This window comes from Bacillus sp. RCC_6_1, from assembly GCF_041360755.1.
GTDB lineage: Bacteria > Bacillota > Bacilli > Bacillales > Bacillaceae_G > Bacillus_A > Bacillus_A cereus.
The window spans coordinates 914,440-929,305 of sequence record NZ_JBFUPV010000001.1; the positions used below are offsets into that span (position 1 = coordinate 914,440).

The following is a 14,866-nucleotide window of genomic DNA, read 5'->3' on the forward strand; positions in this document are numbered from 1 at the left end:
TATATAATGTTACTATACCACGTTTTATCTCATCTTAATGAAAAGATGCACAAAAAAGCTATCTCCGCAATGGAGATAGCCTTTCTACTTATAATATCGTACCCGCTTTTTCAGCACCTAACATTTCAATAATTTGATTATCATCGTCTAATACTGCAATTTTTGGTTCTTGTTTATGAATCTCTTCTTCCGTAACTAGCCCATAACAAATAATAATTACTTTGTCCCCTGGTTGTACAAGCCTTGCCGCAGCACCGTTTAAACAAACAACACCACTACCGCGTTCCCCTTTAATAACGTATGTCTCTAAGCGAGCACCATTATTATTATTTACAATTTGGACTTTTTCGTTTTCTACAATATTTACTGCATCCATTAAGTCTTCATCAATTGTAATACTACCTACATAATTTAAATTTGCCTCCGTTACAGTTGCACGATGTAACTTTGCTCTCATCATTGTGCGAAACATAGATGCTCCCCCTTATTTAACTGTTAATGTTATATTGTCAATTAATCTTACATTTTCAAACTTAACTGCAATAGCTAAAATGATTCTTCCTTTGACTTTCTCTACCATTGTTAATGACGGATATGCATATAAATCTGCATAATCTACAGTGCCTTTCGTATGCGTCTCAATATACTCTTTCACAAGATTTGTAATGATTTCGGGATTACGTTCACCTGCCTCAATTCTTTCTTTCGCTATACATAGGCTGCGGTATAAATGAAGAGCTTCTTCACGTTCATCTTGTGATAGGTACACGTTACGAGAACTTTTCGCTAAACCATCTTCTTCCCTTACAATATCAACTGGTACGATTGTAACTGGAATATTGAAATCAGTTACAAACCCTTCAATTACTGCAACTTGTTGAGCATCTTTCATACCGAAATAAGCACGCTTTGGCAGCGTAATATTAAATAGTTTCATTAGTACAGTTGCAACACCAGCAAAATGACCAGGTCTTTGTTGACCGCATAATACGTCCGTGCGCTTCACAACTTCTACCGTTGTTGTTTGTTCTGCTGGATACATTTCTTCTACACTCGGATAAAATAAATAATCTACACCGTTTTCTTTTGCTACATTTTCATCTCTATCAATATCACGAGGATATCGATCTAAATCTTCATTTGGGCCAAATTGTAGTGGGTTTACAAATACACTTAAAACTACAATTTCATTTTCTTCTCTTGCCTTACGTAATAAAGTAGCATGGCCTTCATGTAAATAACCCATTGTTGGAACAAAACCAATACTCTTTCCACTTGCACGAAGTTCGCTCGTAATTTGCTGCATCTCTTGCACTGTAGTTACGATTTTCATTATTGTTTTCCTCCGTATAACGCTAAGCATTCTTCCTCTTTCATTGTGAACGAATGTTTTTCTTCAGGAAATTGCCTTGTCTTTACTTCAGTAACATATTGTGAAATCCCACGCACAATCTCCTCTTGAACAGACGTATATTGCTTCACAAATTTCGGAACACGATTTACGCCGTATGAGATAAGATCATGATAAACAAGCACTTGCCCATCTACTTTTTGTCCTGCACCAATCCCAATTGTCGGTATTGTTAGTTGCTCTGAAATAAGTTCTGCTAACTGCATTGGTACACATTCTAACACAAGCGCTATTGCACCAGCTTCTTCACATTTCTTTGCATCTTCTATTAATTTTTTTGCACTCTCCGCATCTTTTCCTTGCACTTTATATCCACCCAACACTCCTACAGATTGAGGGGTTAAACCTAAATGCGCTACAACAGGAATTCCTGCGTTCGTCAAATATTGAATCGTCGATATAACTTCTCCAGCACCTTCTACCTTCAGTGCGTGTGCCCCGCTCTCTTGAACGATGCGGCGTGCATTCACCATCGTTTCTTGTAATGATACGTGATACGACATAAATGGCATATCAGTTACAATAAACGTCTCTTTCGCTCCGCGGCGTACAGCTTTCGTATGATGAATCATATCCTCTACTGTTACAGGTACTGTTGAATCGTATCCGAGTACAACCATTCCAAGAGAATCTCCAACTAGAATCATATCAACTTCAGCTTCTTCTGCTAATTTAGCAGATGGATAATCATACGCCGTTAGCATTGTAATCGGCTCACCTTGCTCTTTCATCTTCAAAAAATCTGTTTTTGTTTTCAAAAACTACTCCTCCTTTATGCAGGAGAGAGGAGATGGCCGAAATCATATAAAAAAACCCCTCTGGCCATAAAAGGGCAGAAGGGTTGTGTGTTAGTCGGCATTATTCATCCCTCTGTCCCAGTCCGTTATTGGATCAAGGCAGAATCCAAGTTATTATTTTTCGTATGACTTCGAATCATGGTGCAGTTCGCTCTGATACTGCCCACATTCGAACTAATTATAGCAAACTACAAAAAGGAATTACTACATTTTTTCGAAAAAATAATTTTTTATTCTTATTACGGTATATGAAATTTAACACGAGAGTATATATGCTATACAGTTTTTATGGATAATTCAATCCTGAAAAGATACATGTTTTTTCAACGCATGTTAAAAAAGTCCAAGTTAATTTTTTCTGTAATCAATTTAACTATATAGTATAACTCTTAAACTAATGATGCAGGTTAATTGAGGAAAGTACTTAACAAAGGAGAATTGCAGATGTCTATGAACAGGTGGTTATTTCGATTCAGCAGTTTGCTTGTAATGATTGTATGGTGGATGTCTTTAGGATCCTCCCAAGTATTTGCCTCAGTTCATGTCGTAACACAACCCACCGATTTAACGAAAGTGATTGAGGTTGAACTAAATGATGATTACTTTAATCCAAATGTCATCACGATTCCGCTTGAAGGATCAACAACATTACTATTGAAAAATAAAGGTAAAAACGAGCACACCTTTACAGTGAAAAAACTCGGTATTGACGTCGTAGTCCAGTCAGGAAAAGAAAAGAATATTACCGTGAAACCTAAAAATACTGGTACATATGAATTAATATGTCGATACCATCTTCTTAAAGGAATGACAGGCAAAGTAATCGTCAAATAACATGCCAGGTCAACTCGACGGAAGCTATTTTGAAATGAACTTTAAATATGAAAAGAATTTATTATCATGTTACAAATTCAACTCAAAACTATTGAAATAAAAAGAAGTTCCAAAAGAGGAACTTCTTTTACTTAATTTCGATATCTGCAGAATGAATATGATGTACTTTCCCCTCATGATCCTCCAGAAGTAATACACCATCCTCTGTGATTCCTTTTGCTAACCCCGTAATTGTCTCTCTCATCGTTCGAGCGGTAATTTCTTTCCCGATGCTCACAGCGTAACTTTCCCAAAGAATTTTAATGACAGAGAAACCATTTTGTAAATATTCTTCATATAATTTTTCTAGTTGTAAATAGATTTGTTGCATAAGTTCTGCACGAACAATCGGCTTACCTGATTCAATCGCTAATGAAGTAGCGATGTGCTGAATTTCTTCATCAAAATGTTCTTGCTTTTGATTCGCATTAATACCGATGCCCATAATGACAGCATTAATTTTATCAGGATCCGCTTGCATTTCTGTTAATATACCTACAGCCTTTTTACCTTGAATTAAAATATCATTTGGCCATTTTATTCCTACGTTTACACCTGTACATTTTTCAATTGCCTGTGCAACACTAACAGCCGCTAACAAAGTAAGTTGCGGTGCATGATGAACTGGGATTGACGGGCGTAAAATAATACTCATCCAAATCCCTGTTCCTTTTGGTGAATGCCATTTTCTGCTTAAACGACCTCTTCCCGCTGTTTGTTCTTCTGCTACAACGACAGTTCCTTCTTCTGCACCTTCATAAGCAAGTTTTGCTGCAATGTGCTGCGTTGATTCAACAGTTTCTTCAAAATACACTGTTCTACCAATCCGCTTCGTTTGTAGCCCTAACTGAATTTCATTAGCAGTCACTTTGTCTGGCTTACTTGCAATTCGGTAACCTAATCGGCGCACAGCTTCAAGTTCATATCCCTCACTCCGCAGATCCTCCATATGTTTCCACACAGCAGTTCTTGAACAACCAAGTTTATCACTAATTGTTTGGCCGGATACAAACTCGCCATCCGCTTCAGAAAAAACTTGCAATAACTGCTTTCTTATAGTAGATTGCATCCTTGCAGCCACTCCCTTATACGCTCTTTCTCATTAACTACGTTTCCTTGTACGATTGCTTCTTCGATTTTCTGAAGCATTTCAGCAACCCACGGACCAGGCTTTTTGTTTGCCCAGTTTAATAAATCATTACCAGTCACATTCATTTCTTGACGTTCCTGGATTGGCAATGCATGAAACATTAATTGTACTCGTTCAACAGATGTAGGGTCATAGCTTTCAATCATCGCTTCATATACTCTCTCTGCCATTTCAGCGATATGAATTCCCGTTTTATAAAGAAGGACTGTATCCCAATCCTTCTCCTTTCTAGTACGAATTGCCAATAAAACTGCAACAATATCTTTTATTTTTTTATTCGAAAACTTCCATTGACGTAAAAAGACAGATGGATGTTCTTCTCCGATACAATATAAGAAAAATGCCCACGCCTCAATATCCGTTTCGAAAGAATCCCATTTATACTGCGTAGCTTTTAACAGTCTCTCTTCTGACATTTGTAAATATGGCAAATGAGAAAATAGCTTCGTCTCTACTAATTCTTTGAGACCTTTCACACAATATGTACCAGTTAACAGTTTCTCAAACTCTACTGTAATACGCTCAATTGCTATATGTTCTAGCAAATGCCCATGCGTTTCAATCGCTTGCTTCGTTTTCATTTCTAATGAAAAACCTAACGTGCTTACAAACCGAATACCACGCATCATTCGCAGGGCATCTTCTTGAAAACGATCCGCAGCATTTCCAACTGTCACAATTTCTCTCTGTTGAATGGCTTCCTGTCCAGCAAATAAATCAACCATTTTGCCTTCTTCTGTCATAGCAATTGCATTCATCGTGAAATCACGACGTTTTAAATCCTCTTCTAATGAACGAACAAATTGAACACTACTAGGTCTTCGAAAATCTTCATATTCGCTTTCTGTTCGAAAAGTAGTTACCTCATAAGGCTCACCATTTTCTACAACAATTACAGTTCCATGCTCAAGACCAACAGGAACATTTCTTGGGAATATAGCCATCACTTCTTCTGGTAGAGCAGATGTCGCAATATCAATATCTCCAATCGGCCTATCGATAATAAGATCTCGTACGCTCCCACCAACAAAGTAAGCCTCATGTCCTTGTTGCTTTAATGTCTCAATAATAGAACTAGCTTTTTTAAATCTTTCCATTTTTGTCATCCCTTAGTACGTCATAGTAAATCGTTTCATATTGTGAAACAATTTTTTCTGAGCGAAATTGCTCATAAACACTTTCTCTTGCTCGTTCTCCCATATTACGGTGAAGTTCCTCGTCCTTTAATAGCTGAATAGCTTGATTTGCCACTCCTGTTGTATCGCCAACTTCACATAAATATCCTGTTTCCCCGTGTTGAATAACCTCTGGAATACCTCCAACCCGCGTTCCGATACAAGGTACACCACACGCCATTGCTTCTAATAAAACAAGACCAAAACTTTCCTTCTCTGATAGAAGCAACATTAAATCACTCATCGCAAGTAGTTCTGCAACATTATCTTGCTTCCCTAGGAATAAAACGCGATCTTCAATATGTAAATTCTTCACTATCTGTAAAATCGTACAGAATTCTGGTCCGTCTCCAACAAGAAGCAACTTCGCATCTACTTCTTTAACAATTTTAGCAAATGCCTGAACAACATCCTGCACACGTTTCACTTTACGGAAATTCGAAATATGAATAAGTACTTTTTCACTCTCACTTATACCGTATTCTTTCTTTAATTGAGACATATTACGCTTGAAATATACACGTTCGTCTATAAAGTTATATACCGTTTGAATTTCTTTACTTGGTTTTACAAGCTCATGTGTTTCGTTAATTAATGAATGCGAGACAGCAGTGACAACATCCGATTGCTCAATACCAAAACGAATTAAATTATTTAACGAAGGGTCGGAACCTAACACAGTAATATCTGTTCCATGTAAGGTTGTAACAATTTTAATACGCTCTCCGATCATTTGTTTTGCTAAATATGCACAAATTGCATGTGGTATTGCGTAATGCACATGTAAAATGTCTAAGTTTTCTCTTTGTGCAACCTCGGCCATTTTACTTGCTAACGCTAAATCGTATGGTGGATATTGAAATACAGAGTATTGATTTACCGTCACTTCATGAAAATAAATGTTTGGATATACTTTATTTAACCGGAATGGTAAACCCGATGTAATAAAGTGAATTTCATGCCCACGTTCCGCCAATTGCTTTCCTAATTCTGTTCCAACAACTCCAGAACCACCTACAGAAGGATAACATGTAATACCTATTTTTAATTTCATTTACATCCCCCTAATAAATCAGCATGTAATAAAACCGGTTTCTTACTCATAAATCCCTCGGCATACAAGACTCCAACTTCTTTTCCAAACATCTTCTCACGAGCGATTACAGTTTCAACGTAACCTTCTGTTAACGGTGTCTTAACACCATCGCTCCCTGTTGAAAACTGACTTTCATACGCTTCTAATGCTTCCACCTTTATAGAGAGGTACTCACTTATATCTATACAAAAATTCGGTTTATGAAAACCATTAATCATATAATTATAAAAAGACTCCACACGATGTGGTGAAAGTTCCGGCATATATTTACGGATTCCTGCTGAAAAAATAGCCTCTTCCACAAGCTTTGCACAATTTGCATGATCTGGATGGCGATCTTCATAGTACGGTGCAAAAACTAGTTTTGGTTTATATGTACGGATCACCTTGACAATTTCACGTATATACTCTTCTTTCATATACAAACCACGGTCTGGCATCGCTAAATTCAGCCTCGTTTTTACTCCCATTATACGAGCTGCAACCTTCGCTTCTTCTTTTCTCAACTCTATCGTTCCATTTGAAGAAAGATTAGCTTCTGTTAAATCACAAATACCTACTTCATACCCTTGCTTTGTATATTTAGCGATGGTACCAGCCATGCCGATTTCAACATCATCGGCATGAGCACCAAACGCTAATATATGTAATCCACTCATAATTGTTCCCCTCATTTTCTTAACTTACGATAATCTAAATCTCCTCGCTCTAATGCGTGCATTAACATTTCAGCACTTGCCATATTCGTTGCAAGTGGAATCGCATATACATCACATAAACGAAGCAATGCATTCACATCCGGTTCATGCGGCTGTGCTGTTAATGGATCGCGGAAGAAAATCACCATATCTAAATCGTTCTTTGCAATCATTGCACCAATTTCTTGATCTCCACCAAGAGGGCCAGATTGATATCTTGTTACAACTAATCCAGTCGCTTCCATAATACGAAGCCCTGTCGTTCCTGTTGCAAATAATTCATGTTGTTCAAAAATTGGTTTATATGCGTATGCAAACGAAACCATATCATTTTTCTTTTTGTCATGTGCGATTAAGGCAATTTTCATCCGTTGTCTCCCCTTTAGTCGATAATATTTTCTAAACCGTACACAAGATGATCAAGGTTCATTACTGTCTCAATTGATAGTTTTACACCTGACATAAATGATGCACGATTGAATGAATCATGACGAACTGTTAACATTTGTCCATCTCCACCGAACATTACTTCTTGGTGTGCAATAAGCCCTGGCAAACGTACACTATGAATGTGAATACCGTCTACATTTGCACCACGTGCACCTGCTAGTTGCTCTACTTCTTTTGGATGACCTTGCTGCTTTGATTCACGATTTTGACGAATTAACTCTACCGTTTTTACAGCTGTACCAGATGGTGCGTCTAATTTTTGATCATGATGTAATTCAATTACCTCAACATCTTGGAAATATTTCGCTGCCATTTGTGAGAATTTCATCATAAGAACTGCACCAATTGCAAAGTTTGGAGCAATAATTGTTCCTACTGCTTTTTCTTTTGCATTCTCTGTTAAACGTGCCAATTCTTCTTCTGTAAATCCAGTTGTACCAATAACCGAACGAAGTCCACGCTCAACTGCAAGTGTAACGTGTTGTTTCCCCACTTCTGGTGTTGTTAAATCTAACAACACATCTGCTTCTACTTCATCTAAACAAGTATGTAAATCAGCGTAAATCGGTGCATGTAATGCTGGCATGCCAGGTAAATCAGAAATCTTCTCACCACCATGCTTATAATCCACTGCTGCTACTAAATTAAAATGTTCCGTTCTTTCCATAAGAAGAACTGCTTCATGTCCCATACGTCCTCTTGGTCCGGCGATAATTACTTTAATTTCTTTCATTATTCTTTCTCTCCCTCATCAATACGTGTCCAGCGATCTTTATCACGTGTATTAAATTTATTCATTACAATGTTATGTGCTGTCTCTAAATCAATATTTAAACTATTTGCCATACAAATCATAACAAATAATACATCTCCAAGCTCTTCTTCAATACTTCTTTCTTTTTCAGTTGTTTTCTTCGGTTTCTCACCATAATAATGATTTACCTCTCTTGCAAGCTCTCCCATTTCTTCCGTTAAACGAGCCATCATTGCAAGCGGACTGAAATAACCTTCTTTAAACTGACCAATATATGCATCTACTTCTTTCTGCATATCTTTCATCGTTTTTGCTTCCATACTATTCACCTCTAATCCTTCCTCTTTCATGTTAGCCAATTCATCGCGATTTGACAAATATTATTCCCCGCCAAACACCTATTTGCGACCCATTTTTGGATAGACTATAATAAAGTGAAACTTCTTTTGCGTTTTTTTGCAAAAGATTAGTTGAACTAATCGGGTTCCTACGGCTGGTTCGCCTTTCTTCAGAGCTTTATCTCCTACCAGCCGTTGGTACGGGGTAAAGTGAAACTTCTTTTGCGTTTTTTTGCAAAAGATTAGTTGAACTAATCGGGTTCCTACGGCTGGTTCGCCTTTCTTCAGAGCTTTATCTCCTACCAGCCGTTGGTACGGGGTAAAGTGAAACTTCTTTTGCGCTTTTTGCAAAAGATTAGTTGAACTAATCGAGTTCCTACGGCTGGTTTGCCCCTCTTCTTTGCTTCATCTCCTATCAGCCGTTAGAGCGGGATAAAGTGAAACCTTCTTTTGTGCTTTTCACAAAAGATCAGCCCACATCAATCAAGTTCTTACTATTTTCACTAGCAACTAGAAATTACTTATTATTATGTTTTACTGTTTCAGCGGAGCAATGCAATCATTACATAATTAGGGGGATTTCTATATGACATCAAAATTGAAGATGCGAAATATTATTTTTATTTTAATCGGTTCCGCTATATTTTCTTTCGGTATTGTCAATATCAATATTGAAAACCACCTTGCAGAGGGTGGGTTTACTGGTATTACACTATTATTGTATTTTTTATTTAAGTTTGATCCTTCCTACTCAAACTTAATTTTAAATATCCCTATATTTTTTATTGGTTGGAGGTTACTTGGCAGAACGACATTTTTATATACATTAATTGGCACCTTTAGCGTATCTTTATTTCTATGGATTTTCCAGCGTTACGAAGTACTCAACTTACATTTAAACTTGCAAAATGATATGACACTCGCAGCTTTATTCGCCGGGGCATTTATCGGTATCGGCCTTGGAATAATATTTAAATATGGCGGGACTACTGGCGGTGTAGATATTATCGCACGACTAGCTCACAAATATGTTGGCTGGAGTATGGGGAAAACAATGTTTATGTTTGATGCTGTCGTTATCGTAGTCTCTATTCTTACCTATTTATCATACCGCGAGGGCATGTATACGCTAGTTGCTGTTTTTATCGGTGCTAAAGTCATTGATTTTATGCAAGAAGGAGCTTATGCTGCCAAAGGAGCGACTATTATCTCAGAGAAAAACGATGAAATTGCTGCCAAAATTTTATCTGAAATGGAGCGCGGAGCAACCTTTTTAAAAGCTGTTGGATCGTATACAAAAGTGGAACGTAACGTATTGTATTGCGTTGTTGCTAAAAATGAAATCGTGAAATTAAAGAATATCATTACTTCTGTAGATCCTCATGCTTTTGTCGCTGTAAGTGATGTACATGATGTAGTTGGTGAAGGATTTACGTTAGATGAAAATAAAAACCCTTTACATAATTAAATGTAACTAGAAAAGCGCCTTAGCTTTTCTAGTTTTTTATTACAAGTCTTTTAAGCTTCTCAAAATCCTCATGAATAAGCTCCAATAAACTCCGATTATAAAAAATGGAAGCTGGATGAAAAGTCGGAAAAACATGATATTCTTTCTCTGACCATGTAAACTCTGCACTTTGCATATCCTTTAATTTTTGAATGGGCTGTTTTAATAATTGCCCGTGTACATCTGTGATTTTTTTATTTTTTCCTGTTAAACGTTGAAGACCGATATTTCCAAGCGTGACGATAAGCTTCGGATGTATTTTCTCTAATTCATAATCTAACAAAGGCGCATGGGCAACTATTTCTCCCTGATTTGGCGTTCTATTATACTTTTTTTGTATGATTTCACCATTTCTTTCTTTTTTCTCTCGCCATTTATAAGGTCTACTTCGAACAGCGCTCGTAATATATACTTCTTCCCTTGTAACATCAATACGCTCTAAAAAATCCATTAATTGTTTTCCCGCCCTCCCGCTAAACGGAATCCCATTATGAATTTCTGTTTCACCAGGCGCTTCTCCTAACAACATAAATTTTGGATTTTCAGGACCTTGTCCACTTAAAAAACCTTCTAGTTGATAAGGAGCACTGCGCTCTTGCACTTGTTTTACTAAATGGTCTGGATATTTCATTTCCCCCCACCGCCTTTCCGCATTACTTCTATTATTTCTATTTGCAATACATTATATAATTCAATCCATACAACAAAAAAAGACTATCAAAATTGATAGTCTTTAGTCGTCGCTACGCTGCATACCAGTATACATTAATACGAGACGTAATAATTCAAATACCGCTACAGCTGCAGCTGCTACATATGTTAATGCTGCCGCATTTAATACTTTACGAGCTTGCCCATATTCATCTGTTGATACAATACCTAACGCTTCAATTTGTTGCATTGCGCGCTTTGACGCATCAAACTCAACTGGCAATGTAACGAGCTGGAACACAACACCTGCTGCCATTAAAATGATACCTAATAACAACAAACCAGACATTTGTGCAAATATACCGATTAGGACGAAAATCCAAGACATATTCGAACCAAAGTTTGCAACTGGCACTAACGAATGACGAACGCGCATAAATTTATAATCTTTTGCATCTTGAATTGCGTGTCCTACTTCGTGTGCTGCAACTGCTGTACCAGCAACTGAATGTCCATAATAGTTATCTGTTGATAATCGAACCGTCTTAGCGGTTGGATCATAATGGTCTGATAAATGACCTGGTGTTTCTTCTACAGCTACGTTGTATAATCCATTTTCATCTAAAATTTTTCGAGCCACTTCCGCTCCTGTCATACCTGATGTTGAATAAACTTGTGAATACTTGCTATAGGCACTACGTACTCTTGACTGTGCATACAACGGTATGATCATTATGATCGCGAAGTAAATTAAATAAAACATCATGAACCTCCATTGAAGTTTTAATTATAGTACTTCTCATTCTATTTTCTTCTGCCACTATTGTCAATGAATAAACCTTACAATCCATATCTTTATTTATTGCATTATCTATTTTTAGAATGTACATTACTTTTTCTTTTTTCTCTCTCTCCTTTATACTTTCTCCATCCAACATAAGTTAATGTGAAGAAAATAAGTCCCCCAGTAATTGTCATAAACCAAATGAGAGAGGGTGCAATTTCATCTTTTTTTACTGTGTGAAATATCTTTTGCAAATCCCCTTTAATAATCCCTAATTGCATTTGGCCGCCTTTCGTTTTTAACATAACGTTACGAAATTCATCTAAATAAGATAAATGAACATTTACACGCTGAACCTCGTTTTCTGGCAAAGCAATCATTAGGCTTGGATAAATAATATTGAATTCATTTAAAAACGTATTTAACGTTTGTTGAAACTGCCCAGCATCTTCTTTTTCCATCGCTTTTTCCATTTGAGAAAAGGCATCCATTACTTTCCTTTCTCTTTCCATCCAAAGTGGTTGATATTTCGATACTTGTGCATCAACAGCAAGTTGTAATGCCAGCACATTATCAATTTTAGCTTGCTTACCTAAACCTTCTTCAGAGAGCGATTGTTGCGCCTTATCGTAAGCTAAAGAAATAACTCTAACTTGATCTGGTGTTACTTCCTGCTTCTTTTCATTCCCCTTTATTAAAAATTGCTCCGAGAAATGTTGTAATACTTGTACCGCTTTTTCATCTTCATTACGCTTCACTAACTGTAACGAGTCGTCTAACAACCCTGTTAGCTCATTCCACTCTTCAGCATATATACGTAACGGAAACATTATAATTAGAAATGCTATCAATCCAATTAATGTTCTCTTCATCCCGGTCCCCCCTATAACTACTAGTACAAAATATGTTAATTTGGACAAGAATAGAACAGAACTAGACCGAAAAATATATTATCATTTTACAAAGAAAAAAATTCTCTTTAAGCAGAGAATTTTTTCTGTGACATCCTTTTCTTTTTTACGAAATATCGATATAAACTGTAACAAAGTATACTACCACCTAAAATGAATAATAAAATAGCACACGCAGCATGCATAAAGAACTCTTCTGGTAACATTAATATAATTGGATCTTTTTCAGGATCAAAAACCCAATAATCATTACTAAATAAAAGTTTATGGAATAATACAAAACTCTTTTCAAAATTAATAGCAATTGGTAACATAAGCGCTATCGGAAAAATGATTGTTAAAATCGATCCATGCAGTAAAAACTTTTCATTTTTCTTTTTTAATAAATAAATTCCGCCTATCACTGCAATCATAATTGTCGCATACATCACATATTGAATCTTTACTAAAATATTTTTAACATCTACAAAATGAATACGGCCATTTGTGGACATATCTAATGTTGGCAAATGTAATGCTCCGTCATAAAACGGGGATAAATATGTAATAAGCACATCGTAATTTCTTTTAATTTCATCCTTCGTCATATCCGCTAAATCAGGAATATTTAAAAAATCAATTTCAAAATAATACAGCCATTTTCCATAGACAACTGCCGTTGTTGCGAGTGCAAAAATAGAAAATGCTATGCTATATGAAACAACTAAAGTAATCAATCGATCCAGTATTTTTGTACCACTCTTATTTTTCTCCATGTTCTCCCCCTAAATGTTCTAACCATCATAAAGAAAATTGTTTCCTTTGCTCACGTAAGCAACAATAATATGTAATACATAGTACAGCAATACTTAACCAAAACGTAAAATAACCAATTTCCTCTACAAACAAATGCATAATTCCATATCGCGGCATTTGCCAAAATAAATAATCAATTGCATCGTTATGCAACGTCCACACAGCTGCTACTATAAAATGCCATTTTTTTATACGATAGAATGGAGCATATAAAAATCCTTGTACTGCCATCGCAAAGTGCGAAAGCATTAACATGTAGCCCATAAGGCCAATAGGCCCTTTTACGTAAATCATAATCCCGTTTACAACAACAGCCCAAATACCATATTTTATTAAAGTTACAATCGCTAACGCTTCTATTAATCCCCAGTTTCTCTTTGCCAAAAAAGCAATTAAAACAAAGACAAAAAAGAGACTCGCCATAGGACTATCTGGTACAAACGGCCAAAATATAGGTGACGTTTCTTTCAATTGATTTCCGTACCATATAAATCCGTAAATTGTACCTAATATGTTAACAATTAATAAAAATAATAATACCGAGCGTTGTCTTAACATTGCATACAAGTACACCAATCCGTATGTCCAACACCTTTCAGGCAAAGTAATTCATTCATTAAATCCTACTCTATTATAACAAACTTCATCCAACTAAATAGAAAAGCTGACTACAAATTTTGTAGTCAGCTTTTTATTATTTTTTATTATACTTTGCAACGAATTCCGAAAGCTTCTTCAGTTCCTCATCCGTACCTTTAAATACACCTTTAGGCATTGAACCTTTTCCCTCTTTCGCAATTTTAGCAATTTCTTCTGGCTTTAAAGTTAAGTTTTGCAGTGCCGGTGCTGCTGCCCCGCCTTGTAAATTGTCACCATGACATGTTAAACAAGTATTTTTTTGCATTAATTTATAGCCATCATCATTTTTATCAACTGGCGCTGTTTTTACAATTGCTCCTTGTTTTTTTGCAGCTTCCCAGTCGTGGTGTGCTACAGATTCCCAAGTTAAAAAGATAATCGATGCAATTGCTAAAAGCATAAATCCAGTTGCCACAGGACGCTTCAATGGACGTCTTTCTGGACCTCGATCAAGAAATGGAGCTAACAGTAATGCTCCAAACGCAATCCCTGGCATAATAAATGCTCCAATTACAGTAAATGAACCGGAAGCATACGAATACTTTAATAACTGATACAAGAATAAGAAATACCAATCTGGAAGTGGTATATATCCAGCATCTGTTGGGTCCGCCATTCTCTCAAGCGGCGACGGATGCGCCACTGTTAAACATAAATAACCGATTAAAAAAACTGCACCAACCATCCATTCTTTTAACAAGAAGTTCGGCCAAAATGCTTCTGTTTTCCCTGGGTATTCAGAATAGTCTTTTGGAATATTTGGTTTCCGAGCTACTGGTACCCGAGAATCTCCTACAAACTTCATCCCTTTGCCGCGATGCATAATCTCCCTCCTTT

Annotated in this window: 18 protein-coding genes; 2 read left to right on the forward strand and 16 right to left on the reverse strand. The window is 36.5% G+C overall.

Annotation, left to right across the window (positions count from 1 at the left end; translation table 11 throughout):
- Positions 1-88 precede the first annotated feature (88 nt).
- Genes panD through panB form a run of 3 tightly spaced genes read right to left on the reverse strand, consistent with a single transcriptional unit; the run spans position 89 to position 2,169 of the window.
- Positions 89-472, reverse strand: a complete 384-nt coding sequence (panD, locus tag AB6801_RS04515) for an aspartate 1-decarboxylase (protein WP_000490181.1) — start codon at positions 470-472, stop codon at positions 89-91.
- A gap of 12 nt (positions 473-484) precedes the next feature.
- Positions 485-1,333: a pantoate--beta-alanine ligase gene (gene panC / locus AB6801_RS04520; RefSeq protein WP_025967077.1), complete on the reverse strand. Its 849-nt coding sequence runs from the start codon at positions 1,331-1,333 to the stop codon at positions 485-487.
- Positions 1,333-2,169, reverse strand: a complete 837-nt coding sequence (gene panB, locus AB6801_RS04525) for a 3-methyl-2-oxobutanoate hydroxymethyltransferase (RefSeq protein ID WP_000851108.1) — start codon at positions 2,167-2,169, stop codon at positions 1,333-1,335. The genes panC and panB overlap by 1 nt, the downstream gene beginning before the upstream one ends.
- 483 nt (positions 2,170-2,652) lie before the next feature.
- Here panB and AB6801_RS04530 point away from each other — a divergent pair, with 483 nt between their 5' ends.
- Positions 2,653-3,042, forward strand: coding sequence for a cupredoxin domain-containing protein (locus tag AB6801_RS04530; RefSeq protein ID WP_000062393.1), 390 nt, complete (start codon positions 2,653-2,655; stop codon positions 3,040-3,042).
- Positions 3,043-3,169: 127 nt separating this feature from the next.
- On the opposite strand, the gene AB6801_RS04535 is transcribed toward AB6801_RS04530, so the two are convergent.
- Genes AB6801_RS04535 through AB6801_RS04565 form a run of 7 tightly spaced genes read right to left on the reverse strand, consistent with a single transcriptional unit; the run spans position 3,170 to position 8,724 of the window.
- Positions 3,170-4,150, reverse strand: a complete 981-nt coding sequence (locus AB6801_RS04535) for a biotin--[acetyl-CoA-carboxylase] ligase (protein WP_001192063.1) — start codon at positions 4,148-4,150, stop codon at positions 3,170-3,172.
- The gene (locus tag AB6801_RS04540; RefSeq protein ID WP_000439316.1) at positions 4,135-5,328 is read right to left on the reverse strand and encodes a CCA tRNA nucleotidyltransferase; all 1,194 of its coding nucleotides are present in this window, start codon (positions 5,326-5,328) and stop codon (positions 4,135-4,137) included. Before AB6801_RS04540 ends, AB6801_RS04535 begins: the two co-directional genes overlap by 16 nt.
- Positions 5,315-6,460 carry an N-acetyl-alpha-D-glucosaminyl L-malate synthase BshA gene (gene bshA / locus AB6801_RS04545; protein ID WP_000768305.1) on the reverse strand — a complete coding sequence of 382 codons (1,146 nt, stop codon included), beginning with the start codon at positions 6,458-6,460 and terminating at the stop codon, positions 5,315-5,317. Before bshA ends, AB6801_RS04540 begins: the two co-directional genes overlap by 14 nt.
- Entirely contained in the window at positions 6,457-7,161 is a 705-nt protein-coding gene (gene bshB1, locus AB6801_RS04550; protein ID WP_097998920.1) for a bacillithiol biosynthesis deacetylase BshB1, read from the reverse strand. Before bshB1 ends, bshA begins: the two co-directional genes overlap by 4 nt.
- A gap of 11 nt (positions 7,162-7,172) precedes the next feature.
- Positions 7,173-7,568, reverse strand: a complete 396-nt coding sequence (gene mgsA / locus AB6801_RS04555) for a methylglyoxal synthase (protein WP_000684765.1) — start codon at positions 7,566-7,568, stop codon at positions 7,173-7,175.
- Between the two features lie 14 nt (positions 7,569-7,582).
- On the reverse strand, positions 7,583-8,383 hold the full coding sequence (gene dapB / locus AB6801_RS04560; protein ID WP_000658809.1) for a dihydrodipicolinate reductase: 801 nt from the start codon (positions 8,381-8,383) through the stop codon (positions 7,583-7,585).
- The gene (locus AB6801_RS04565; RefSeq protein ID WP_002108639.1) at positions 8,383-8,724 is read right to left on the reverse strand and encodes a nucleotide pyrophosphohydrolase; all 342 of its coding nucleotides are present in this window, start codon (positions 8,722-8,724) and stop codon (positions 8,383-8,385) included. Before AB6801_RS04565 ends, dapB begins: the two co-directional genes overlap by 1 nt.
- A 604-nt stretch (positions 8,725-9,328) precedes the next feature.
- On the opposite strand from AB6801_RS04565, the gene AB6801_RS04570 reads away from it, so the two are divergent.
- Positions 9,329-10,210 (forward strand): YitT family protein, encoded by an 882-nt coding sequence (locus AB6801_RS04570; protein WP_000202121.1) that lies wholly within the window; start codon positions 9,329-9,331, stop codon positions 10,208-10,210.
- 28 nt (positions 10,211-10,238) lie between these two features.
- On the opposite strand, the gene AB6801_RS04575 is transcribed toward AB6801_RS04570, so the two are convergent.
- The 6 genes from AB6801_RS04575 to qcrC all read right to left on the reverse strand — a co-directional run bounded on the left by AB6801_RS04575 (position 10,239) and on the right by qcrC (position 14,852).
- Positions 10,239-10,880 (reverse strand): uracil-DNA glycosylase, encoded by a 642-nt coding sequence (locus AB6801_RS04575; protein WP_000876871.1) that lies wholly within the window; start codon positions 10,878-10,880, stop codon positions 10,239-10,241.
- 102 nt (positions 10,881-10,982) lie between these two features.
- Entirely contained in the window at positions 10,983-11,666 is a 684-nt protein-coding gene (locus tag AB6801_RS04580) for a zinc metallopeptidase (RefSeq protein ID WP_058839490.1), read from the reverse strand.
- 101 nt (positions 11,667-11,767) lie between these two features.
- Positions 11,768-12,556 (reverse strand): sporulation protein YpjB, encoded by a 789-nt coding sequence (gene ypjB / locus AB6801_RS04585; RefSeq protein ID WP_000831583.1) that lies wholly within the window; start codon positions 12,554-12,556, stop codon positions 11,768-11,770.
- Between the two features lie 107 nt (positions 12,557-12,663).
- On the reverse strand, positions 12,664-13,350 hold the full coding sequence (gene lit / locus AB6801_RS04590; protein WP_000414377.1) for a lipoprotein intramolecular transacylase Lit: 687 nt from the start codon (positions 13,348-13,350) through the stop codon (positions 12,664-12,666).
- 25 nt (positions 13,351-13,375) lie between these two features.
- Positions 13,376-13,966 (reverse strand): lipoprotein heptaprenylglyceryl N-acetyltransferase LhaT, encoded by a 591-nt coding sequence (gene lhaT, locus AB6801_RS04595; RefSeq protein ID WP_025967075.1) that lies wholly within the window; start codon positions 13,964-13,966, stop codon positions 13,376-13,378.
- Positions 13,967-14,084: 118 nt separating this feature from the next.
- Complete coding sequence (qcrC, locus tag AB6801_RS04600) at positions 14,085-14,852, reverse strand: menaquinol-cytochrome c reductase cytochrome b/c subunit (protein WP_000554603.1); 768 nt, start codon at positions 14,850-14,852, stop codon at positions 14,085-14,087.
- Positions 14,853-14,866 lie beyond the last annotated feature (14 nt).

What these genes read in the sequence shown, in the direction of transcription:
- panD (WP_000490181.1), bottom strand. Translation starts at nt 472, where the DNA reads ATGTTTCGCACAATGATGAGAGCAAAGTTACATCGTGCAACTGTAACG.
- panC (WP_025967077.1), bottom strand. Translation starts at nt 1,333, where the DNA reads ATGAAAATCGTAACTACAGTGCAAGAGATGCAGCAAATTACGAGCGAA.
- AB6801_RS04530 (WP_000062393.1), top strand. Translation starts at nt 2,653, where the DNA reads ATGTCTATGAACAGGTGGTTATTTCGATTCAGCAGTTTGCTTGTAATG.
- AB6801_RS04535 (WP_001192063.1), bottom strand. Translation starts at nt 4,150, where the DNA reads ATGCAATCTACTATAAGAAAGCAGTTATTGCAAGTTTTTTCTGAAGCG.
- AB6801_RS04540 (WP_000439316.1), bottom strand. Translation starts at nt 5,328, where the DNA reads ATGGAAAGATTTAAAAAAGCTAGTTCTATTATTGAGACATTAAAGCAA.
- bshA (WP_000768305.1), bottom strand. Translation starts at nt 6,460, where the DNA reads ATGAAATTAAAAATAGGTATTACATGTTATCCTTCTGTAGGTGGTTCT.
- bshB1 (WP_097998920.1), bottom strand. Translation starts at nt 7,161, where the DNA reads ATGAGTGGATTACATATATTAGCGTTTGGTGCTCATGCCGATGATGTT.
- mgsA (WP_000684765.1), bottom strand. Translation starts at nt 7,568, where the DNA reads ATGAAAATTGCCTTAATCGCACATGACAAAAAGAAAAATGATATGGTT.
- dapB (WP_000658809.1), bottom strand. Translation starts at nt 8,383, where the DNA reads ATGAAAGAAATTAAAGTAATTATCGCCGGACCAAGAGGACGTATGGGA.
- AB6801_RS04565 (WP_002108639.1), bottom strand. Translation starts at nt 8,724, where the DNA reads ATGGAAGCAAAAACGATGAAAGATATGCAGAAAGAAGTAGATGCATAT.
- AB6801_RS04570 (WP_000202121.1), top strand. Translation starts at nt 9,329, where the DNA reads ATGACATCAAAATTGAAGATGCGAAATATTATTTTTATTTTAATCGGT.
- AB6801_RS04575 (WP_000876871.1), bottom strand. Translation starts at nt 10,880, where the DNA reads ATGAAATATCCAGACCATTTAGTAAAACAAGTGCAAGAGCGCAGTGCT.
- AB6801_RS04580 (WP_058839490.1), bottom strand. Translation starts at nt 11,666, where the DNA reads ATGATGTTTTATTTAATTTACTTCGCGATCATAATGATCATACCGTTG.
- ypjB (WP_000831583.1), bottom strand. Translation starts at nt 12,556, where the DNA reads ATGAAGAGAACATTAATTGGATTGATAGCATTTCTAATTATAATGTTT.
- lit (WP_000414377.1), bottom strand. Translation starts at nt 13,350, where the DNA reads ATGGAGAAAAATAAGAGTGGTACAAAAATACTGGATCGATTGATTACT.
- qcrC (WP_000554603.1), bottom strand. Translation starts at nt 14,852, where the DNA reads ATGCATCGCGGCAAAGGGATGAAGTTTGTAGGAGATTCTCGGGTACCA.